Below are 22,031 nucleotides of genomic sequence, written 5' to 3'. Positions count from 1 at the left end.
GTCATATGCAGTTGGTCGGCTTGGGCAGGCCCGCCAGCTTGGCGGCAAGTTTGGCGGGGGTGCCGTTGAACAGGCGATTGAGGTGTGGGCTGTTGCCTTTCTCGGCGCCGAGCTTGAGCGCGGTGTACTTGATCAGCGGCCGGGTGGCCGGCGACAGCTGGTACTCCTGGTAGAACTGGCGCAGTAGCTCGAGGATTTCCCAGTGGTCTGCGGTCAGGGCGATGCTTTCGCGCGTGGCGAGGGCCTCGGCGACTTCGCGGGACCAATCCTGCAGCTCGATCAGGAAACCGTCCTTGTCCAGGGCGATGTTGCGATCACCGACAGTCAGGGTGCTCATAGCCAGCTGTTGACCTTGTCGTGGTGCAGGGTGAGCTCGACGAACGCAGGGTAGTCCACTGCCTTGGCCAATTGGCTGTCGAGGGCGCGGGCTTGCAGGTCTTCGGTAAGTGCGAACAGGCGCTCGCCGAGATTGGCGGCCTGCAGGGCAGCGAAGGGCTCGGTGCCGGCCTTGAGCGCGTAGGTGGCGTCACCGCACAGCAGCAGCGCGTCCTGCGGGCCGAGTAGACGCAGGCAACTGGCCAGGCGCTCGTCACCGAAGGGCGAATGGGCGATTACGTGCAGGGTCGTCATCAGAGCGTCACCACCTGGTCGAAACGGGCAATCAGCGCGGTCAGCGCGGCGTCATCGAGCACTTCCACCGGCAGTGACAGGGCGTCGTTGTCCAGCCCTCGGCGGGCGAGGCTGTGACCACAGGCGAATAATTCCTCCACACCGAACATCGGCAGGGCCTGGAGGTTGGCGGCCAGGTTCTTCTGTTGCACGGCGTCTGGCTGCTGTGCGGCGGCGAGCTGGAACACCCCGTCATCGAGGAACAGCATGCCCAGCGGCAAATCGAAGGCGCCACCGGCCAGGGCGATATCCAGCGCCTCGCGAGCGGACGGGCCGCTCCATGGCGCCTGGCGGCTGATGATCAGCAAGGACTTGGCCATTTCAATCACCTCCGAAGCAGACCAGGCGGTCGGCCAGTTGCGCGGCTTCGTGCAGTTGGCCCAGGCCGGACAGCTCCCACGGCATCGGCAGGTTCACCGCCGGGCGCTGGTAGCGGTTGGCCTCGGTGTCGTCGAGTACCCCCCGGCGCAGGGCGGCGGCAATGCACACCACGGCGTCGAGCCGGTGATCGCTGACGAAAGCACGCCACTGCGCGGCAACATCCAGTTCGTCCTGGGGCGTGACGATATTGGCCGAAGCACTGTGTACCCCGTCCTGGTAGAAGAACAGCCGGGCAATTTCATGCCCGCCGGCCAGCACCGCCTCGGCAAAGCGCAAGGCGCGGCGCGAGGAGGGCGCATGGGCCGGGGAAAAGACCGCGATGGCGAATTTCATGGAACGCTCGAGCAAATGAATGCGGCCATGATAAAGCAAAAAGCCCGCGCAGGTGGGCGCGGGCTTATGCTCTGGCTGGCGGGGCTCAGGCCTGGTCTTTGCTTTCCGGCAGGAACCAGTTGAGCACCAGGGCACAGATGCCGCCGGTGGCAACCCCCGACTCCAGTACGTTGCGCAGCGCCGACGGCATATGCGCAAGGAACTCCGGCACCTGGGCCACGCCCAGGCCGAGCGACAGCGACACGGCGATGATCAGCAGGGCGCGGCGATCAAGGCGGGTGCTGGCAAGGATATTGATACCCGAGGCCGCGACGGCGCCGAACATCACCATGGCCGCGCCGCCGAGCACCGGCTCCGGCACTGCCTGGATCACCCCGGCAACCGACGGGAACAGGCCCAGCAGGATCAGCATGGCGGCAATCCAGATGCCGATATGGCGGCTGGCGATGCCGGTCAGCTGAATCACGCCGTTGTTCTGGGCAAAGATCGAGCTGGGGAAGGTGTTGAACAGGCCGGCCAGCAGCGAGTTGGCGCCGTTGACCAGTACACCGCCCTTGATCCGCTGCATCCACACCGGGCCTTCGACCGGCTGGCGCGAAACCTTGCTGGTCGCAGTTACATCACCGATGGCCTCCAGCGAGGTGACCAGGTAGATCACCAGCATCGGGATGAACAGCGACCAGGAGAAGCCCAGGCCGAAGTGCAACGGCGTCGGCACCTGGAACAGCGCGGCCTGGTGCATGCCAGTGAAGTCCAGACGGCCCAGGTACCCGGCCAGGGCGTAGCCCACCGCCAGGGCGATGACGATGGCGCAGCTGCGCATCCATACCACCGGGACACGGTTGAGGATGACGATGATCGCCAGCACCACACCCGACAGCAGCAGGTTCTCGCCATCGGCGAAGGTGCCGTTGGCCATGGCGCCAAAGCCGCCGCCCATGCTGATCAGGCCGACCTTGATCAAGGTCAGGCCGATCATCAGCACGACGATCCCGGTCACCAGCGGGGTGATCAGGCGCTTGACGAAGGGCAGGATGCGCGACACGCCCATTTCCACGAACGAACCGGCGATGACCACGCCGAAGATTGCCGCCATCACGCCTTCAACTGGCGTGCCTTGCTTGACCATCAGCGCGCCGCCGGCGATGAGCGGGCCAACGAAGTTGAAGCTGGTGCCCTGCACGATCAGCAGCCCAGCGCCGAACGGCCCAAAGCGCTTGCACTGGACAAAGGTGGCGATGCCCGAGATCACCAACGACATCGACACGATCAGGTTGGTATCACGCGCCGACACGCCCAGCGCCTGGCAGATCAGCAACCCCGGCGTGACGATCGGCACGATGATCGCCAGCAAGTGCTGCAGTGCCGCCAGCAGGCCGATCAGCAGGCGAGGCTTGTCCTCGAGGCCAAGGACCAGTTCATTGGCAGGCGCCGCCGCGCCTGGGCCGTGTTCGTGTGAACTCATGGGAAAATGCCGCCCCGGAAGAAAAAAGGAGCGCATTCTACGGGCAGAACGGACATTGCGGTAGAGGCAAGCACGATGGGCGCACAATCGCGGAGAAAGGCGCTAATAAGCTGACTTTTAAGTCAATCTCTGTGAGGTGCTCGCCGCTGTTCAGCGGGCACGAAAAAGCCCGCCGAAGCGGGCTTTTCCTGAGGCGCTGGCAACCGTTTAAATCAGTCGTCGCGGCCCATGATGCCGAACAGCTGCAGCAGGCTGACGAACAGGTTGTAGATCGACACGTACAGGCTGATGGTAGCCATGATGTAGTTGCGCTCGCCGCCATGGATGATGGCGCTGGTCTGGAACAGGATGCAGACCGACGAGAACAACACGAAGCCAGCGCTGATCGCCAGTTGCAGGCCGCTGATCTGGAAGAAGAAGCTGGCCACCACGGCACCCAGCAGGACGAAGAAGCCGGCGGTGATGAAGCCGCTGAGGAAGCTCATGTCCTTGCGGGTGATCAGCACGTAGGCCGACAGGCCGCCGAACACCAGGGCGGTCATGGCGAAGGCCGAGCTGACCACTTCGGCGCCACCGGCCATGCCCAGGTAGCGGTTGAGGATCGGGCCGAGGATGAAGCCCATGAAGCCGGTGAGGGCGAAGGTGGACACCAGGCCCCAGGCCGAGTCACGCAGCTTGTTGGTGAGGAAGAACAGGCCATAGAAGCCGATCAGCACCACGAAGATGTTCGGGTAGCCGACACGCATCTGCTGGGCGACGAAGGCCATGATGCCGCTGAAGGCGAGGGTAAGGGCCAGCAGGCTGTACGTGTTGCGCAGGACCTTGCTGACCTCCTGCTGCTCGACCTGCTGGCCGTGTTGGACGGCGTAATCCTGTTCGCGCATGGCGCACTCCTTTGGGGTGAGACCGCGGTCTGGGACCTGCGGTAGTGGAACGTATGGTGCAGAGCATATCAGAGCTGTCGCAAGCCGCGACACAGAGAGTTTGACAGCTTGTTACATTAAGGTATTATTGCCGCCGCAAAACAGCTGGAAGCGTGGCCGAGTGGTTTAAGGCAACGGTCTTGAAAACCGTCGATGGGCAACTATCCTAGAGTTCGAATCTCTACGCTTCCGCCATATTTTTATATACAAAGCCCGCGCTAGACGGGCTTTGTCGTTTCTGAAGGGGTCCGGTCCCCCATCTGGTCCCCCATTTTCGCATTGGCTTTCCCGAGCGTTCTGCGGAATGAGATGTGCTCGCTACGCTCTTCCGCAGGGGGCGGTGGTGTGGTCGCCAGATCCTCGAGTTGCTTTAGAGAAGCAGTTTCCAGCCCTCACAGAATCCAGCGCTCGACTCGCGCCTCTGAGCGCGTTACTGGCGTGATGAAAACTCCGCAATCCATTTTTGCAGCGTTGTGACATCTGCCTCAAACACCGTCAAGTCAAGTGCACTGCTCGGTAGCTCATCAGATTGAGCGTGCTCAAACACGGAGTAGCGGGTCATTAGATCATCAATGAGTGAGCAGTCCGCGGACGTGACCTTGGCGACCTTGTGTAGCTTGCCTTGAGTGTTGATCGCACGGCGGAAGCGTCCGACGACATCCGCTAGCAGAATGAACTCAACCGTTTTTTCCACGATGATCCTGAAGTCACTGCAAGCGCTTTTGGCCAGCACTTCGTAGCTATCGACTTCAGCATTCTCCTGGTGCTTCTTCAGGTGCTTGATCGTGTGGTCGATCAGGTACTTCACTGCGTTAGCTGGTTTGGCGTCCCGGGCACTTTGGGTTGCCACAATTCCGGCTGTTTTGTCCATCCTGCGCAGCGAGGTCACCGTTGGCTTTACGGGAGTCATGCCGGGGTTTTTCGACAATTTGTCTGTGACGGAGTCCACGAGGGATACCAGAGAAAGTCGATGGGTGAATATGATGACCTGCCTCGTATGCGATAGTTGCACAAGGCGCTCCACGACTTTCTCTTCGAAATCTTGGTCGAGTGATGAGATCGGATCGTCAAAGACAAAGGGAGCCAGCTGGTTAGAGCCTGTTGTATCTGCCAGGAACGCTGCGAGTGCAGCTATTCGAGTTTCTCCCTCGCTGAGGATGTACTCTGGGCCATGCGCCCCATGGCATCCCACTAGATTTAAGCCGAAGGTGATTTTTCCTTTACCGCCGGACTTGCTTTGCGGGGATACGGGTATGCGGTGGCCACCCAAAAGCTTTAGTTCTTCCACAAAACGAGCCTGGTAGCCTGCATCCAGCTCAGTTTTGGCAAGCTCATTTTTCTTCGTGGTCAGCGAGTTAGTAGCTGCCGAGCGTGATGCTTTATCTAGGGAGGCGAGCGCGGTCAGGCGGTTTTTTTCGGCAACAATCGAGGGCTTGTTCTGGGAAAGCCATTGCTTCGCCTGAAGCGTCAGCACGCGCTGATGCATGGCCTGACGATGCTCATCTTTTTGCAGTGCGGCCAGGCTTGCTTCTTCGCTAACCAACGTTGCGGACTTCGTTTTCACCGCCTCGTTGATCTTCGACCAATCAAAGAGATACTGACCATCGAGCGGAGTACCTGTTGCTATCCGCTCAAATCGTGCCTTTAGAGCGCTGAGCCAAGATTCCGCTTCCGCTTTCTCAAAGCCTAAGGTAGACATATGGACGAGCCAATCGGCTTGCGAGGGAAGGGCCGGGATACGGCGCTTACGTTCATTCAAAGCTGCTTCAGCTTTTTTTGCGGCCGTCTCTAGGCCGTCAGTGACAAACTTTTCAAACCCGGCCAGCCGGGCCTTTGCGGCACCGTCCAGATCTTGATGGCAAAGCACGCATCGTGACTCAGCTGACACGTTCGGGAAGGCCGAGTCAGGATACGCTGCGGCAGCGGAATAGGCGCGAGCGTGCTCCCACATCTGCTGCCATGTCGCTGTGCCAACACCCTCCAGTTCTGCTTTCCCGAAAATAGCGGAGGCAGCCTCCTCACTTGCTTTACGTGTGTTAGCGGCTTTGCCATTCAGGCTGACTAGATCAAGCGCGGCGGCATCATTCGATCCCAGTTGCAGCGTCGACATCGACGCTTCGATACCCTTCAATGCCGTCTTTTCTTTGCCTATCGCTTGGATTCGGCCAGAAATATCCTTCTCGGCCAGGAGCGCTTCCTTCTCAATCCGTTCACGGTCAAGCTCCTCGGTGTACGAGCACTCTTTATCTATGCTCGATGCCGAGGTCGTACTCTTGAGTGCCTGCAGCCATTTTGCTTCTGCCGTAAACGAAAGGGAGCTAGGTAGGTTAGGGAGGGCTCCTTTCAGTCGTTCCTTTTCCCTAGTCAGCTCTGCGTTGACGGCGTCCGCAGTGGCGATGAGTGCCGATACAAACTTCATGCGACTTGGCTCATAGCAAGCTTCGGTTCGCCCCATGTATTACTGGGCGGCCTTGCTGTCGAACACCTGCGCTTGGCGCAGCGCCTTGTGAGGGCCGCTGGGGATGTCCCAATGGATATCAACGGATTTGCCGTCAATCGATACCTTGAATTGAGCACGGCAGTCCGTGTGGTTAGGATCGAATACGTTGCTTCGAATCTCGTCCTTGGAGCGAGACCCACAGACCTGTTTCAACAGTCGTGCAAACCCACTTTTACCAGTGCCGTTTTGACCATAGATGACGGCAAGGTTCGAGTTTCCGAATGGAAGATGGGCTCCGGATTTGATGGCGTTAAGACCATGCACTTCGCGAATTTCGTCAATTCTAACGGGTGGCCTGGTTGCGGCTTGCGACAATGTGCCGGCAACTATGCTCAGAAAGCCCGAGTCAGGCTGACCTTTGGCTTCAAGCTGGCAGAGCCTAGCCAGCTCCTTGATTTCCACTTCATTGAGCTGGCGTTTCGCATCGATCATTGTGCGCGCGGCAGTTTGTAGCCACTTCGGACGACCATTCAGCCAGGTTTCAAAGTCGTCCATCACTATCGGTTCCTGCTCAATCTTCGTCATCATGCAATCTCAAGGTTAAAATCCTTGAGACTAGGCGACCAGTGGCATTATGCCAGTATGCAGGCTAGCTCTTTCCTACAAAATGTAATCAGGGTGTGCTGACCGCCTGCGCGGCATTCGTAATGCTCGATGATCGTCATCAGCTTTGGCTGCATGTTAATGTGCTATCACAGGCCACTTCTAAGGAGAGATGAGATGGGATGGAAAGGCACGCTGCGAACCATGCAAGCTTCAGCTCGACGTGCAGAGCGCAATGCTCATCGTCGTCAGCGCGAACTGGAGCGTCAGCACAAAGAGTATGCGCGCATGGAGGCACTCGAGCAGGCTGCCTATGAGGTTGAGGTTTATGAAAACCACGTAGAGGTTTTGCTCTCTGTCCACAAAGAGTGTGGTGGCGCCATCAATTGGAAGTCTCTTTTAAATGGAGCAGAGCCAAGGGAACCTCAACAGGACGCTATCTCTGAAGCTGCCGCCACTCATGCACTAGAGAGCTACTCTCCTAACTTCTGGGCTCGCCTTTTCAAGTTGGAAGCCCGACAGCGCAAAGCTCTTACGCTCAAGGTCGAGGTGGGAAAAGCAGAGGATCTGCGCCGTTATCAAGCTGCGCATGTTGAGTGGCGCGATGCACACTCGAACTGGTCTGAAGAGCGTGATTTAGCACAGCGCATCCTTGGTGGAGATAAGCAGGCCAAACTCGATGCAATCGAAGCATTCGAACCGTTCACTGAAATCTCCCACTTGGGATCTGGTATCGAACTGATCGTTCATGAGTCCGGTTTGCTTGAGGCCCGCCTAGCGATCCATGGCACTCATGTCATCCCGAGCGAGATCAAATCGCTCCTGAAAAGTGGAAAGCTGTCGACTAAGGCTATGCCGGTTGGCCGGTTCAACGAGCTGCACCAAGACTACGTTTGTAGCTGTGCTCTGCGGGTAGCTCGGGAGCTGTTGGCCATCCTGCCTGATGACCTGGTGATTGTAACTGCGCTCGATAATGTGCTGAACAGTTCAACCGGCCACGTGGAGGAACTGCCGATCCTTAGCGTGGCGTTCTCCCGAATCACCTTGAATTCGCTCAACCTAGACGCGATCGATCCATCTGATGCGATGAAAAACTTCGTTTACAGCATGTCTTTCAAGAAGACGCAGGGTTTCGCGGCCGTTGCCGCATTAGATGCAAAGGGTTTCAAACTCCAGACCGCTTGAGCTGCGTTCGCAGGGTGAGTGCATTCTCCAGCCCGCAAAGGAGGTGGGGAGTCTTTTACGGACTTTCCGCTGTGGCGCCGCCTTGGTTTACCCGATGTTCGAAAGTCCATGTAGATAAGTCCAAGGGTGACCAAAGGCTCATTACTGTTTTAGCAAGACGCGCTATCATCGCGCCATTAGCTCAAGCGGGGCCTCTCTGACCGGCGATCGCCTGCACCCCCTGGGCATTTGAGACAAGGAAGGTTGCGCATGGACGAGCTCGTTCAGCAAATCACCCCACAAGACGAACCTAAACCGAAAGAGCTCAAGATCCTCGCTACCTTGGTATCAAAGCTCAATCTGGCAGATTTCCAGAACGCGATCCCAGTGATTCATGAGCTACGGCTTTCGAATGAAACGAGTGAACGCCATCTCAACGCCACGTTGACCTTGACCTCATCTCCCGAGGTCTTCAAGGCTAAAACCTGGCGTATCGAAGAGGTGGCTGCAGAATCTTTCCGTTCCATTCCGGGTCTCGACTTGGTGTTGGACGGGCCTCTGCTAAGTAGGCTCACTGAAGCAGAGATGTCCACCTTCTCCTTTGTGCTAGAAGCGGATTGCAAAGAGGCTGAGGGCGGTCGAAAAGTTATTGCGCAACTAGATCAGGTCGTGGAGCTACTGCCGCGCAATCAGTGGGGTGGGTTACGGCACATCCCAGACATGACGGCGGCGTTCGTTCAGCCTAACGACCCGGCGGTAGAAAGACTCCTCAAAAGCGCTGCCGACTTGATGCGCTTGAGTGACAAATCGCCCGCACTGGACGGCTACAACGGCGGCCCTAAGCGAGCATGGCAACTCGCTTCAGCCGCCTGGGGCGCCGTTGCACGAATGAAATTGGATTATTCCTTGCCGCCGGCCAGCTTTGAGCAGTCCGGGCAGAAGGTGCGAAGCCCTAGCCAGATTGCGGATTCCGGCCTAGCGACTTGTATGGATCTGACCCTTTTCCTGTGCGCGGCCTTGGAGCAGATCGGCCTGAATCCGGTGATCGTCTTTACCCGCGGCCATGCTTTCGCAGGTGTTTGGTTGAAGCCTGAAGAGTTCACCACCACCTTGATCGATGACGTCTCGACGGTTAGGAAAAGGGTGAAGCTCAAGGAGCTTGCTCTTTTTGAGACCACGTTGCTTACTCAGTCATCGATCCCTTCCTTCGCTTACGCAGTTGAGCGTGGGGCCAAGCAGATTGATGAGGAAGCCGAGTCTGAATTTGAAATGCTGCTTGATGTGAGGCGTGCTCGCCTGCAACGCATCAAGCCGTTAGCGAGCTCTGAAGCACAAATTGCCCGGGTCGTGACAACCGAGTCGGACGATGAGCCAGTTTTCCTCATTGAGGATGGCGACGATATCCCCGATGAGATCGTCAATGTTGAAGTAGAGGACATTGGCAAACTTAGCCCCAAAGACAGGCTGGAGCGGTGGCAGCGCAAGCTGCTCGATCTCTCGCTGCGCAACAATCTGCTCAACTTCAAGTACGGGAAGAAGGCGCTCAAGCTCGAGGCTCCGGATCCCGGAGCTCTCGAAGACATTCTTGCTAATGGGCAGTCGCTGAAGCTTCTGACGCGCCCCGACCTGATGGATGGAGCAGATCCACGTGAGAAAGAGCTTTATGAGCATCGCGAGCGTGAGGACGTTCGGCGGCGTCATGCAGAGGATGCGCTGAAGCGTAGAGAGGTTTTTGTTGCTCTCACGAATCGCGAAATGGATGTGCGCTTGACCGAGCTCTATCGAGGAGCCCGTACCGCATTACAAGAGGGCGGAGCTAACACCCTGTTCCTCGCAGTGGGCTTCTTGAAGTGGACACGTGAAGACAAGGCCGGTCAAAAGTACAGTGCGCCATTGGTACTCATACCGGTCAGTCTAGAGCGTAAGAGTGCACGCTCCGGTTTTTCGATCGTGCTCCACGACGATGAACCTTGCTTCAACCCAACGCTCATCGAGATGCTTCGACAGGACTTTGAGCTAGGTCTGGGAACGCTGGAGACTGAGCTTCCTCGTGACGACTCGGGTTTGGACATTGTCGGCATTTGGCGGCGGGTAGGACATGCCATCAAGGACATCCCTGGATGGGAGTTGTCTGAAGATGTGACATTGGCCATGTTCTCCTTTGCCAAATTTCTCATGTGGAAGGACTTGTCAGAGAACGCTCATCATCTTCGGCAGAGTCCTGTCGTACAGCACCTTCTCGATACTCCCAGGGACTCATATGCGTCCGGTACTCCGTTTCCAGACGCAAGATTTCTAGATCGTGACTACGGCCCGGCAGACGTTTTCTGTCCCCTGCCATCCGACTCGTCCCAGCTCGCTGCGGTTATGGCCGCTTCCAAAGGCAAGGACTTCGTGCTGATCGGCCCGCCTGGCACAGGCAAAAGCCAGACGATCTCTAACATGATCGCTCAGTCGATCGCTCAAGGTCGGCGTGTGCTGTTTGTCTCGGAGAAGATCGCCGCTCTGGATGTCGTTTACCGACGCCTACGTGAAATCGGGCTTGGAGAGTTCTGTCTCGAGTTGCACTCCAGCAAAGCGCGCAAAGCTGATGTCTTGGCACAACTACAGTCAGCCTGGGAGGCCAAAGGGGAGGTTGATGCGGATGCATGGGAGGTTGAGGCTCAGCGTCTCGCCTCAATCCGTGACAGCCTTAACATCTATGTTGAGCGGCTTCATAACCGATATCGGAATGGTTACACCGTCTACGATGCAATTGGAACCGTGACCTCCGGTACCGATGAGCCGACAGCAAATCTCACTTGGATCTCGCCTGAAATTCACGATCAGAAAGCGATGCTGGATATTCGCGAGATCGGCGACCGCCTTGAGGTTAACGCTCAAGAGGTTGGCTATGAACACCTTGGCGGGCATGCACTCTCCGGTATAGGTCAAACTGAATGGTCTCCGCACTGGCGACAAGAGTTTGTGCAGGCGGCTCGTGAAGTACTTCCTTCAGTTCTTGAGGCTCAAAAAGCGATTGATCGCTTCGTCGAGTTGGCAGGGCTTCCGAGTGTTCCTCACAATCCGTCGCCACTTGAAGGGCTGTCCATTCTTTCTTCAGTTTTGCCAACCGCAGCGGGCCAAGATTGGCGCTTCGCGTTGCTACCGAGCGCACGATCCATTGCGCAGCGTTTAACGGATGGATGTAACTGGATCGAGGAACACCGGGCTCTCACTTCCAAGCTGTCAACAACCTGGCCTTCCAAGGTAGTGGCAGAGGCCAAACGTGCGATGGATTTGCTGAGTCAGCGCAGGTCTACCGTGGACTCCTTGAGCCCCGCATGGACTCCGGCCGTAGTGGAAACACTGCAAGATGCGCTTTCCAAATTCTCGCAGATCAAAGAGCTGACTGATCAGCTTTCGATCTCCTACAGCGAATCGGTCGAAGCGCTTGATGTTGAAAGCCTGCACCAGGATTGGCTTAAGGCTGACGATGCCATTTGGCCGAAGTCGTGGCTAGGCAAGCGTCGTGTGACCGCTTCCCTTGCCGCAGTGCAAGCTGCTCCTGGAGAGGCAGATGTTGCGAAGGATCTTTCGACATGGATCGCAATCCGCGGTGTGAGAAAGTCCATTGACGAACTCCAGCCGGGCACCCAGTCGGCAGACGTCTGGAATGGGGCGAAGACCAACCCAGGCAACCTGTCGCGCGCTATTGCCTTACAGGTCGCTGTGGCGAATCAGTTAAGCAAATCGGCCTGGCACGACGAAGGCTTTGATGCAATTGAGCAAGGGCAGCTCGGCGAAGCTCTAAAGACTCAGCTCTCGCGCATGCGCTCAATTGTTCGGCTCGACGCTGATTTGGCGGAATTCACGGAGCTTGGTAATCAGACTGCTGAGCTGTGGAAGGGCCTCGATACAGAGCTTGAAGTGCTGACAGCAGCGCTGCAGTTCCAGGCTGAGCGGCGAGAAATTGAAGAGCGTGGTCGTCTAACCGATGACCATTCTCTGGTGGAGGAGGGGCGTTGTGGCCAAACCCTGAAGAGTGATTTTGACCTCCTTAAAAAGAGAGGCATTGTCGAGCGAGAGCTGGCAGATCTTTCTGACTTACGAGACGTTGTTCCACTTTGGAGTGATTTGAAGACCAAGGTGGATGACGCACGGCAGGCAGTGCTCTTCCAAGGCCAGATTGCAGTGGCTTTATCCAAGCTCGCCGAGAATCCGGAGCAGATCGCAGGGTTCAAAGGGCCGCTGAATGCGCTGCTTGGTGACGGGAATGCTCTGCTCGAGCTAGAAGGCTCAATCACTCAGTCCGGTATTACCCTTCGCGACAAACTGAAACAAGTTGAGGTGCGATCAGCTCACTTGACGGCCGTGGGCCAGTTTACTGAGAAAACCGTAGCGGCGAATTCCGAATTGTCGCTCGAACAGCTCAAGCAGAACTGTGAGCTGATGGTCACATCCGAGCCTCGCCTGAGAGCTTGGTGCGCCTGGCGTAAAGTCCGAGATGAGGCGTACGCGGTTGGCTTGGCTCCAATAGTGGAGGCCATGGAGAGCGGCGCCATTACCGCTGGCAAGGTGCGTCGTGTACTTGAGGTGAACTACGCACGGTGGTGGCTTAACGCGACCGTCGATAACGAAGCAGTCATCCGCACGTTTGTCAGTGCTGAGCACGAACAGCGCATCCGCGATTTCAGAGCTTTGGATGATAAGTTCATCTCGTTGACTCGTGACTGGCTGCGCGCGCGCCTTTGCGCTGAACTGCCTAGCCAGGAGAGCGTAAGTCGTTCATCGGAGTGGGGCTTGTTGCGCCATGAGATGAACAAGAAAACCAGACACATGCCGCTGCGCGAGCTAATGAGCCAGGCGCCAGGTGCACTGACCAAGCTCACACCGTGCTTGCTGATGAGTCCACTGTCGATCGCTCAGTATTTGCCATCCGACACGACGCCTTTCGACCTGGTGATCTTTGATGAGGCATCTCAAATCCCTGTGTGGGATGCGATCGGCGCAATGGCGCGCGGCCGTCAGGTCGTCATGGTTGGTGACCCGAAACAGCTACCACCAACATCCTTCTTCGGCCGAGCTGAGTCTTCATCGGAAGATGAGGATACTGAAGCAGATCTGGAAAGCATCCTGGATGAATGCATCAGTGCAAACCTCCCGACTCGCAATCTGAACTGGCACTATCGCAGCCGCCACGAGAGCCTCATCGCCTTCTCGAACCAGCGCTACTACAAGTCGGAGCTGGTTACGTTCCCGTCCCCGTTCACCACTGATAAAGCAGTCACGCTCCATCCTGTGGCGGGTGTTTATGATCGAGGCGGCTCACGCACGAACCGCATTGAGGCTCAAGCGCTCGTTGCGCACCTGGTTGCCAGGTTGAAATCTCCAGCTTTCCGCGAGTCTGGGCATACCGTAGGTGTTGTGACCTTCAACGGCGAGCAGCAGAAGCTAATCGAGGATTTGCTCGACGAGGCATGCCGCAAGGATCCTTCTCTCGATAGCTATTTCTCTGAATCGCTGCTTGAGCCGGTGTTCGTGAAGAACCTTGAGAGTGTGCAAGGCGATGAGCGAGACATCATCTACTTCTCGATCACCTTCGGTAAGGATGCCGCAGGCACTCCGTCGATGAGCTTCGGCCCCATGAACAACAAGGGCGGCGAGCGCCGACTGAACGTCGCTATCACTCGAGCGCGCCAGGAGCTTGTGGTGTTTTCTACAACTCGGCCCGAGCACATGGATCTCTCTCGAACCAAAAACGAGGGCGTGCGAGATCTTAAGCATTTCCTCGAGTTTGCGGAGAGAGGGGCGCAGGCTCTGGTACAAGCCGATAGAGGCAGCGTGGGTGGCTTTGATAGTCCATTTGAGAAAGCCGTTGCGGCTGAGCTCTCCAAGAAAGGCTGGCACGTCGTTACCCAAATCGGCGTATCGTCGTTCCGCATTGATCTAGGCATCGTGCATCCCGATGCCCCTGGTCGATTCCTCGCCGGCGTGGAGTGCGACGGTGCAACCTACCATCGCAGCGCCACTGCACGCGACCGCGACAAGCTTCGTGAGTTTGTACTGCGCGGTCTGGGCTGGGAGATCGTCAGAATCTGGTCGACTGATTGGTGGATTGATGCTGCCAACACAGCCGAGAAGGTTCATCAGAAGCTCTCAGCGTTGCTCACAACATCACGAGCGAGACAGGCTGAAATCGATGCTGCTGAGGAGGTGTATCGGCTCAAAGCTGACGTCGCAGTCGCGGAGGTGATCGAGGTGGTCGAGCAGGTCACCCAAGTGGTAACAGGCGAGGAGGGCATGCCTGTCGCCAATGATCCGGCAGGTGCCTTCCAAGAGCAGAAGTACGCGAAGGTGGCCACTGTTGACGCCGTTCCGGAGTACGTAGCCTACGAACCGATGGACTATCCAATTTATCGAGAGACAGATCCTGCTCAAGCAGTACAGGGCGTAAACCCCGAGCAGTTCTTTGAGGCCGCCTACACACCGGTTCTACAGAGCATGATCGCTCATGTCGTGAATGAAGAAGGCCCCGTATTGGACAGTGTCTTGGCTCGGCGCATCGCCCGAGCGCATGGCTGGGTGCGTACAGGAGCGCGGATACGAGATCGTGTCGATCAGCTTGCGCATGCTCATTTCAGGGCACATGAGGAGGAACAACTGGGCACGTTCTTCTGGCCTGCCAGCCTCCAATCAGATTCAGCGGTCGTATTCCGTCGTCCTGGTGACGATGACTCTGTACGCAGCCTTGTAGAAATTTGCTTGCAGGAATTGGCCGCACTTGTGGGTGAAATGGAGACCAAGGGGCACGAGGCTGAGGCCTTGATCCACGCTGTTGCTAGAGAGGCCGGTGTTATGAAGCTCGCACACGCTGGCCGCTTGCGGATCGAGAAGGCTATTCGTCATCGCGGGGAAGATTAGGTTGATGTGTTCAGGGTATGAATTGTTCAAACCCTGGGCACTTGAGGTTCCACCGGTGCTTTATTTGATCAATGTGAGGAATGGGTTGTCCGCTGGTGGCTCTCGAGATATGGCTGCTTTCTCTCGCAGGAGGTAGCCATTTAATAAGCTTGTTTTGCGAGGACCTCTAACCTTGCAAGTCCAAATATTCTGCCTATTGGGCTTTCTTAGATGAGCATCCAGCTTTTCAAAGTGACGTTGGATTCGTCGCCAGGCGTCGCTTTGAAGGTCTGCTTCGGCTAACTCGGGGTGTTCGGCAGCGTAGCGTTGGAAAATGCCCGGGGTGACTAGGAAAAAAGTGCCGTCTACGGTATGAACCTTGGCCTTGCTGTCGTTGACCACCAAGCGATGTTTGAGAACTCCTTCGCGGAGCCATTCGAGGAAGGCCAGCCCCTCCGCATCTTTGGGTGGCTCAAGGGTGGATTGCAGGTTTCCCGCGTTTGGTCCAGTTTCGAGCTCGCTCGGCTCTTGCAGCATGTCCATCAAATCGTCGAGATAGTCAAAATTCTGGTTCTGGTGCTCGGATACGGGCTGTTTTTTTTCCGGCGTTGGTTTCGGTCGATCCAAAGCCGACTCGCAGGTCTCACCGGCCGGCAGAGGATGTTCCATCATTGGCTCAACCGTTCCTTTAAAGCAGTCTGGCCGAGGGGCATCGGCCCATATCAGGCTCGGTTGCAGGCGGAGAAAAGTAAAGCGATGTTGCCAGTCATCGTCTATTACGTTGGCATTCCATACCGCTTTACCTTCAGGTGTCGCGTCCACCAATCCATGTGATTGCAGCTCATCGAACAAGGCGATGTTGGAGGTGGGGATGCCGTCAACCGCTTGAGCGAGCAGGTAAGCGCGTAGTTTGTCGGTGGCGACCTTGCTGACCAGCCAGAGATAATCCTCGGTGAGCCAACCGGCTGCGCCGGGCTGGTTGAGCTTGAACTCGTTCTTGACCAGGTGACGCAGGCCCATGAGCAGATGATGCTGCAGGGAGTGTTTGGGTGCCTGCAAGGCCTTGGTGGGATTGGCACCGATGTTCTGCGCGGTGGATACGCGGTCCGCTTGTAGCACCAGTTCCCCGAGGGTACCGGCATGCTCGTAGTGGTTGGCCAGCAGGAAGAGCAGCTGGCTCCACAAGATCGGATAGCTGCTCAACCAGTCGAGCTGGCGGGGCATCAAGATCTGGGTGTAAAGCAGCCCCGCAGCGGCGCCGTGTAGCTCATAGTCGCTGCCGGCGCCGTAGCGAAAGCGATAGGGCTGATTTAAAAGGCCGTGCCAGGGGTGCCATACCTCGCCATTCTGATACTCGACCTGCAGGTCGACGGCAATCTTACCAACGTCGTGGAGCAAGGCGCCGTAGGCAATCGCCGCGCTCCAGGCGTCCGCTTGCGCGGCCTGATCTTCCGGTGCGGCGCCGCTGGGTAGCAGGTACGACTGGCGCAACTTCAGGCTGCAGGCCATCAGCTCTAGTCCATGGTCCAGCATGCCGCCGGGATAGGCATGGTGGTGGCTTTCGCTGGCGGGGAGTTGCTGAACATAGCTGGCGTAACGACGTATCGGCTCGAGGTAGAGCTGATCGAACTGAGGCTCGGAGAGCGCCGTGTATTGCCAGATGCGCTCCAGCAGCTTTCTCCGGTGGTCGGCACACAGCAGGGATTCAGCGGGGAGCGGGAGCAAAAAACCCTCGGGCGCTAGGGCGGGTGTGGGCTCTGCGGCATTGCCTTTTTGATGTTTGAACCACCAACGCTTCATCGCGTTACCTGCTTTGCTTTCAAAAGGTCCTTTTGCCTTTTCGGATAGGCCTCTTACCCTTGTGCCCCCTTACCATTGCCGCCGTTACCCTTTAACGCTTTGGTCCTTTTCGCAAACGCGAAAATGCGAAGCCTGGCACATCGGGTTACGGGCTGGACCGGAATGGCCTGTCCTTTTCTCGGGAGTTAGACTATCCGGCATTATTTGGGGGAAGGTAGCCTGATGACGTTGAGCGATGCCATTTTGATCGTGCTACTGGCCGACCGGATTCATGGTACTGATGCTGCCATTCGATCTGCGGCCAAGCGCTGCGCGAAAAGGCTGCCACGCAGTCAGCGCGATATGTTATTCAAGATTGGCAACAGTCCCAAGCCTCGGGAACTAGTAGGCCACGTTTGCCAGTTCTTGCCGGACTGATTAATCACTTAGATATGTGCACATTTTGACGGATGAAAAGTTAGCTGAAGAGCGAATTAAAGCTCGGCGAGAATCTGTGCCTCGGGTAATATCGCCACACATGCCCCAACTCTAGGAAAGACTTCATATGTCCAAACTTGCCGAATTCAAAGCACTGGAAGCTCAACTGGCTGCTCAACTTCAACAGCTGGACGCGATGAAAAACGATTCCGGACTGAAGCAGGAAATCGAGTTTGAACAAAAGCTCAAGGCCTTGCTGGATGAGTACGGTATGAACCTGCGCCAGGTCATCACCATTCTGGATCCGTCCAAGGGCGTGAGTGTGAGCACTTCCAGCGCCTCCACCGGCGCTCAGCGCAAGCCGCGTGAGGTCAAACGCTACAAGCACCCGAACAGCGGCGAGATCGTCGAAACAAAGGGCGGCAACCACAAGATTCTCAAGCAGTGGAAGCAGGAGCACGGCTCGGATGTCGTCGAGAGCTGGCTGCAGTAATCGCGTGCTCAATTGCAGCGGCCGATGCTCGGCGTTGCAGGCAAAACAAAGGCCCCGGTTGGGGCCTTTCTATTTGAAGTGAAAAGTCACGCCGTTAGCCGTTCGGTCGTCTCACGGGACTGATCCAGCTGCAGCGCCAGCAAGTACTCGGACGCTTCACGGGCCAGTCCACTAGCGCGGAAGATGGCCCGCTTGTCTTCCTTGAGTATTTTCAACCAGGACGCCAGGTATTCCTCGTGGCGCAACTCGCCCTGAGTGCCGGTGAGGGCGCAGAGAAATGCTGCACCCATCTCCGCGACCAACTCCTCGAAAGCGTAGGCTGCAGAGCCGAACGCGTGACCGCCCGTGATGCCTTCTCGGTTGAGGCGGGCGTGGTGACCCGACCAGTGCGTCAGCTCATGCAGCGCGGTCGCGTAATAGCTGCCGACGTCCACGAACTGGGCCTTGATGGGTAATTGAATGAGATCCCGTATCGGTAAATAGAACGCGTCATCCCCGTAGCGATGCTCGATGCGTGCGCCGCTGGCGGTCAACAGTCGCTCGGCAGGTGCATGATCGATGAACGCCACTGGATCTTCGCTCTCATTGTGGTGCTGCTCGTCATAGGGAAGTCCCTCGGTCTGCTCGATGTTGAACAGGCAATGCGTCCGCAGCAGCGCGAACTGCACCATCTTGATATTGCCTTGCTCATCGCGGACGACCTGACCCTCTTCGTCGTGCGCTTCCTTGCTCATGGGTTTGTACAGCACCGCAAGGGTCGATTGCTCGCCCTTGCGCACATGGCCGCCGGCCTTGCGCGCCTGGTTGTAGGTGAGCCAGCGATCCTGGCGATACCCACGCAAGCGCGCCTCGGCCCACAGCAGTGGAATGTTGATGCCGGCGTAGGGACGTCGGGTAATCGCGTTGATGGGAAAAGGCGAGTCATTCTGCAAGCCTGTAGTGGTCCAGGGTTTGATCCACGGGATCACCCCCTGATTCAGGGCGTTGACGATCTTGTTGGTGACGTCCAGGTAGATGTCGGACATGACGTTCTCCAGTGCAAAAAGGGGAACGCTGCCCGGCCGGGAAGGGTTCCCGGTGGGGTAGGTGGACAGTGGTGGAACGAGGTGTATCAGGCCGATGAGAAGTCGACGCCGATCTCATGTGGCAACCTGATGTGCAGAAATACGGGGCCGTTGCGCGGCGTCATCTGTGCTACCAATAGCTCTGGGATAGCGGTTAACGATGCTGAGTTGCCTTGCAGCGGTGGAGTGCGCAATCGCGTGAGCGGCAGGCGTAGTCGGCGACGACCTACACATGCCAAGGCGATGCCCATTACGGCTTGTAGGCGCTGTCCTGATTGCTCGACTTCGTCAGTAGCCGTACCAACCTCGGCGATGAATTGCCACACCCCTGGGCTCAGGACAATGGCGGGTAAGGAACGGTTCTTCTTAGACACTGGTGCCTCCCGGGAGCTGAGCTTGCGATGGCTTCACGAACAACTCGGGGAAGTCCCATCGCCACAACTCACACTGTGAACTAGGCGTGTCTAGGCATTAAAACGCGCTTTTCTGTTAGGGCAATACCCGATAAAGGGCAACGAGCAGTGCAAGTTTCCACCCGTTTCCAGCAAAGGCTTTCCATTCGAAAGGTCCAGATGAACGGCTGCTGTCGGCGTAAAGATTGAAGTGGGCGATATCCCAGAGAGGCACTAGCTCGTGCATCCCTGGGACATCGCGGGTGTTGCGAGAGCATTCAGGATTTCCCGGAGCGGGCAATCTCGGCAGCGATGTACAAGTGCGTGGATGTGGCTTCAACTACTAGCGACCCGTTGGTGCCGCGTAGGCTTTCCAGAACCGGATCATCAAGGTCGAAGTACTCGGCAAAATCGTCGCCACCGAATTCACTGCGTGCGCGATTCCACCAAGCGTCGAAGTCGTCGACGTCAGGGTTGCAGCCCATGGCGTAGGCGATGTGTTTGCGGCTACCTCCGTCGGGTTTGCTTTCACCGAACTCGGACATGAGGTAGACACCGTGGTCTTTGACCAAGACGACACGGCAGCCGATGACGGCCGCTTCGGTCAAGACGGCGTGAAGTTCAGTTCCTGTGAAGCGCAACATGGTGAGTTCCTCCAGGCAGTGCGGAGGAATGCCACCCATGCGGGAAGAATTCCCAGCACGGAAATGGAAAAGGAGCTTCAACGGAGCAGGGCTCCGTGAGGCAGATGTGAAAGAGCGCTCATCACCGCGGGAGCGGTAACCGGGCGAGCCACCGAACGCTAATCGCCCTTGGGACAACCATCACGGGAGTGACGTGGCCTTGAAGGTTGTGGCCACCTGGGGTGCTGGTTTTCCAGCGCTTGCCTGTCCGGTTTATCAAGCGGGTCGGCACAACGTCAATGGTGATTTTCAGAAGAGTGCACTGCATCAATCCATGCAGTACCACTGGCGATCAGCAGCGTAAACCAAGTGATCAACGGTCATGGAAATCCGCAGGGGAGGAGTAAGCTAAGGCTTGGATCCAAATTTTTCAAAGCGGTTTGACCGCACGTGCGGTGAAGTAAATGGAGGTAGGAAAGTGGCGACCCCAGCGTCTTCAAACCCCAGCCGTACTTCTTTCGGCAAGTATTTGATTCGTGCCGCAACTCGCGCGGGTCGATTGGTGAATCAGCTAGAAGCCAGCGTGCTGCATTCACCGATGTTGGCGAGCGTTCCGTTTGGGTATCGCCGGCTCGGTATGCAGATTGTTAAGGTGATTCTTTTGCTTGCTGTCGCATCAGTTGCATTCTTCCTGGCGGTCGGAATGGTAGCCCTATGGGCGTTTGCCGCGCTGCCTATTGAAGCGAATGATGATGAGCCTGATGTATTCGAGGTTAGCCATCCTCAGCATCGTTTCAAGTATCCAGAAATGTACGACGAACACGGATCACTTCGTTAACTGATTACTTGAGCTTTTGTACGCCTCCAACAACTTGTGATGTTCCCTTCCCAGCTTGGAGTTTGGCACTCTCTGCACCTTGAGTAAGAAGGCTCTGAACGTTGCTGCCAACGTTGTACCCCGCCCAGCTCATGGTTCCCAGAAAGAACATCGGGAGCACCAAAAACATCGCCCCCATCACGTACTCGATCACCTGCGCGGTGACCGTCCCATCCATGAACCCTGCCGTTGGCAATGTTAAAAGCGCCTGGTCCGAGGCAGAGACCTGGCGGTACAGCGTGTCGAGCATGCTCGAGTCGATCCAGCGGGCCAGCTCCCACCAAAACGTCAGCATATGCAGGGTGAACAGCGCGAAGGTGATCGTCATCAGCGCTTTGAGCTGATACGTGCTGATGAGCAGCACCAGCGGCAGGCTGATGATCGTGCCCATGATCAGGAAAGCCTGCACCATTGGCAGAGCAGCGCGTAGCGCATTCATTGCCGGGAAGTTGCTGAACGAGCCCAGGGCCAGGCCGGTGTTGGTCGCCAGGTTGTTGAGCCCCTGTGTCAATGAGCCCCCTCGGGCGCTGCTGCCGTAGTCCTGGAACACCTGACCAGGCGCCATGCTCAATGACTGCTGGCGGGGGCTAACCAGTTCACGCAGGGTGGCGTCTTCGATTTCGGCAGAGCTCCGCCCGGTCAGCCAGCCGCGCAACTGTGTGAGTAGATTGGGATCCACCACGGCGACCAGGCGGTCGCGCAAGCCGACCGTGGCATCGCTCCACCACTGCTTGCAGGTTGGGTAGCCCGCACCGTTGTCCAACCGGGGCAGGGAGGTGTCCCGCGTCTCGTCATACGGCCAATCAACCCGGGGCGTGCGCGAGCGATCCGTGTCGTAGTAACCCGGCGTATCAAGCAAGTAAGAAGATCCAATCCAAGACGCATCGTAGCTCTGCGATTCGTCTAGCTCAGGGCGGTTGGTAAACAGTCTCGAGCGCGAGAAGCCGTAGCAGTCGCGGGTGAAGTCCGCGACCTCCTGCAGCAGCACTTGGTCGTTGATCCGCGAGCTGTCGATCTTCATGCGCATCGCGCGGATATCGGGTGCGCAGGGAATCGACGCTGTGGCGGCGGCGGTAATGCCCTTGCTCATGACATGCACCAGGTACCACCACACCGGCACGTTGGCGGATTTCTCGCCAATGGTGTTGAAGGTGGTTCCCCAGGCCGTGTCAGCGGGTTTGGCCACCGATACACCACAGCGCTGGCTCGCCGCATCGTCGAAGGTTACGGAGGACAGGTTGAGTGGGAAAAACGGCATGCAGCCAAACAGGATGACGACGTAACTAATCCACAACCTGTTCTCGACGCGTGGGATCGACAGCAAGCCCTTGTTGCCCTCGTCGGCGCCCTGTTGGCGGGCTGACAACCATTCCTGCAGGATGATCGCCCCAAACGGCGCGGCGAACAGTCCGGTGTCTGCCAGCGTGTTCCAAATACCGTTGTTGATGATCCAGGCCAGCAGCGACAGGTAGTATTCGAGGTAGCCGTTGGTGCTCATGTTCATG

Annotated in this window: 18 protein-coding genes and 1 tRNA gene; 6 read left to right on the top strand and 13 right to left on the bottom strand. The window is 57.3% G+C overall.

All coding sequences use genetic code 11. The features are described from left to right. Position 1: 1 nt before the first annotated feature. The 6 genes from CCOS191_RS16625 to CCOS191_RS16600 all read right to left on the bottom strand — a co-directional run bounded on the left by CCOS191_RS16625 (position 2) and on the right by CCOS191_RS16600 (position 3,732). The gene (locus tag CCOS191_RS16625; protein ID WP_046856166.1) at positions 2-337 is read right to left on the bottom strand and encodes a TusE/DsrC/DsvC family sulfur relay protein; all 336 of its coding nucleotides are present in this window, start codon (positions 335-337) and stop codon (positions 2-4) included. Continuing rightward, positions 334-630 carry a sulfurtransferase complex subunit TusB gene (tusB, locus tag CCOS191_RS16620; RefSeq protein ID WP_046856165.1) on the bottom strand — a complete coding sequence of 99 codons (297 nt, stop codon included), beginning with the start codon at positions 628-630 and terminating at the stop codon, positions 334-336. The genes CCOS191_RS16625 and tusB overlap by 4 nt, the downstream gene beginning before the upstream one ends. Then, positions 630-989: a sulfurtransferase complex subunit TusC gene (gene tusC / locus CCOS191_RS16615; RefSeq protein WP_046856164.1), complete on the bottom strand. Its 360-nt coding sequence runs from the start codon at positions 987-989 to the stop codon at positions 630-632. Before tusC ends, tusB begins: the two co-directional genes overlap by 1 nt. Position 990: 1 nt before the next feature. Beyond that, the gene (tusD, locus tag CCOS191_RS16610; protein WP_028692375.1) at positions 991-1,383 is read right to left on the bottom strand and encodes a sulfurtransferase complex subunit TusD; all 393 of its coding nucleotides are present in this window, start codon (positions 1,381-1,383) and stop codon (positions 991-993) included. An 85-nt stretch (positions 1,384-1,468) separates the two neighbouring features. Beyond that, positions 1,469-2,848 carry a nucleobase:cation symporter-2 family protein gene (locus CCOS191_RS16605; protein ID WP_046856163.1) on the bottom strand — a complete coding sequence of 460 codons (1,380 nt, stop codon included), beginning with the start codon at positions 2,846-2,848 and terminating at the stop codon, positions 1,469-1,471. Positions 2,849-3,060: 212 nt separating this feature from the next. Beyond that, positions 3,061-3,732 carry a Bax inhibitor-1/YccA family protein gene (locus tag CCOS191_RS16600; RefSeq protein WP_028692373.1) on the bottom strand — a complete coding sequence of 224 codons (672 nt, stop codon included), beginning with the start codon at positions 3,730-3,732 and terminating at the stop codon, positions 3,061-3,063. Between the two features lie 146 nt (positions 3,733-3,878). Between CCOS191_RS16600 and CCOS191_RS16595 the strand changes: the two genes are divergently transcribed. After that, positions 3,879-3,966: transfer RNA gene (locus CCOS191_RS16595), tRNA-Ser, on the top strand. 235 nt (positions 3,967-4,201) lie between these two features. On the opposite strand, the gene CCOS191_RS16590 is transcribed toward CCOS191_RS16595, so the two are convergent. Together CCOS191_RS16590 and CCOS191_RS28600 are read right to left on the bottom strand one after the other, a co-directional pair. Next, complete coding sequence (locus CCOS191_RS16590) at positions 4,202-6,190, bottom strand: AAA family ATPase (protein WP_331711940.1); 1,989 nt, start codon at positions 6,188-6,190, stop codon at positions 4,202-4,204. 39 nt (positions 6,191-6,229) lie between these two features. Continuing rightward, complete coding sequence (locus CCOS191_RS28600; protein WP_331711939.1) at positions 6,230-6,799, bottom strand: hypothetical protein; 570 nt, start codon at positions 6,797-6,799, stop codon at positions 6,230-6,232. 192 nt (positions 6,800-6,991) lie between these two features. On the opposite strand from CCOS191_RS28600, the gene CCOS191_RS16585 reads away from it, so the two are divergent. Together CCOS191_RS16585 and CCOS191_RS16580 are read left to right on the top strand one after the other, a co-directional pair. Next, positions 6,992-7,999, top strand: a complete 1,008-nt coding sequence (locus CCOS191_RS16585; protein ID WP_046856162.1) for a hypothetical protein — start codon at positions 6,992-6,994, stop codon at positions 7,997-7,999. A 249-nt stretch (positions 8,000-8,248) separates the two neighbouring features. Then, positions 8,249-14,881: a DUF3320 domain-containing protein gene (locus CCOS191_RS16580; RefSeq protein WP_046856161.1), complete on the top strand. Its 6,633-nt coding sequence runs from the start codon at positions 8,249-8,251 to the stop codon at positions 14,879-14,881. Positions 14,882-14,941: 60 nt separating this feature from the next. On the opposite strand, the gene mobH is transcribed toward CCOS191_RS16580, so the two are convergent. Further along, positions 14,942-16,660, bottom strand: coding sequence for a MobH family relaxase (gene mobH / locus CCOS191_RS16575; RefSeq protein ID WP_046856160.1), 1,719 nt, complete (start codon positions 16,658-16,660; stop codon positions 14,942-14,944). 222 nt (positions 16,661-16,882) lie between these two features. Between mobH and CCOS191_RS28460 the strand changes: the two genes are divergently transcribed. Both CCOS191_RS28460 and CCOS191_RS16570 read left to right on the top strand, forming a co-directional pair. Beyond that, positions 16,883-17,077: a DUF7740 domain-containing protein gene (locus tag CCOS191_RS28460; protein ID WP_082120448.1), complete on the top strand. Its 195-nt coding sequence runs from the start codon at positions 16,883-16,885 to the stop codon at positions 17,075-17,077. Positions 17,078-17,204: 127 nt separating this feature from the next. Next, on the top strand, positions 17,205-17,570 hold the full coding sequence (locus CCOS191_RS16570; protein ID WP_046856159.1) for a histone-like nucleoid-structuring protein, MvaT/MvaU family: 366 nt from the start codon (positions 17,205-17,207) through the stop codon (positions 17,568-17,570). A gap of 86 nt (positions 17,571-17,656) precedes the next feature. Here the strand turns inward: CCOS191_RS16570 and CCOS191_RS16565 are convergent, their stop codons facing one another. The 3 genes from CCOS191_RS16565 to CCOS191_RS16560 all read right to left on the bottom strand — a co-directional run bounded on the left by CCOS191_RS16565 (position 17,657) and on the right by CCOS191_RS16560 (position 19,670). After that, positions 17,657-18,595 (bottom strand): ArdC family protein, encoded by a 939-nt coding sequence (locus CCOS191_RS16565; protein WP_046856158.1) that lies wholly within the window; start codon positions 18,593-18,595, stop codon positions 17,657-17,659. 86 nt (positions 18,596-18,681) lie between these two features. Beyond that, entirely contained in the window at positions 18,682-19,008 is a 327-nt protein-coding gene (locus tag CCOS191_RS28020; RefSeq protein WP_156177630.1) for a hypothetical protein, read from the bottom strand. 296 nt (positions 19,009-19,304) lie between these two features. Next, positions 19,305-19,670, bottom strand: coding sequence for a DUF3085 domain-containing protein (locus CCOS191_RS16560; RefSeq protein ID WP_046856157.1), 366 nt, complete (start codon positions 19,668-19,670; stop codon positions 19,305-19,307). A 457-nt stretch (positions 19,671-20,127) separates the two neighbouring features. Between CCOS191_RS16560 and CCOS191_RS27515 the strand changes: the two genes are divergently transcribed. Beyond that, positions 20,128-20,487, top strand: a complete 360-nt coding sequence (locus tag CCOS191_RS27515) for a hypothetical protein (RefSeq protein WP_070095638.1) — start codon at positions 20,128-20,130, stop codon at positions 20,485-20,487. A 4-nt stretch (positions 20,488-20,491) separates the two neighbouring features. On the opposite strand, the gene CCOS191_RS16555 is transcribed toward CCOS191_RS27515, so the two are convergent. Further along, positions 20,492-22,030: a conjugal transfer protein TraG N-terminal domain-containing protein gene (locus CCOS191_RS16555; RefSeq protein WP_046856156.1), complete on the bottom strand. Its 1,539-nt coding sequence runs from the start codon at positions 22,028-22,030 to the stop codon at positions 20,492-20,494. Between the last annotated feature and the right edge of the window lies 1 nt (position 22,031).

The organism is Pseudomonas sp. CCOS 191, assembly GCF_001007005.1.
GTDB classification, from domain to species: domain Bacteria; phylum Pseudomonadota; class Gammaproteobacteria; order Pseudomonadales; family Pseudomonadaceae; genus Aquipseudomonas; species Aquipseudomonas soli.
The sequence above is the reverse complement of the archived record's forward strand: the minus strand, read 5'-3'. Positions and strand labels throughout refer to the sequence as shown.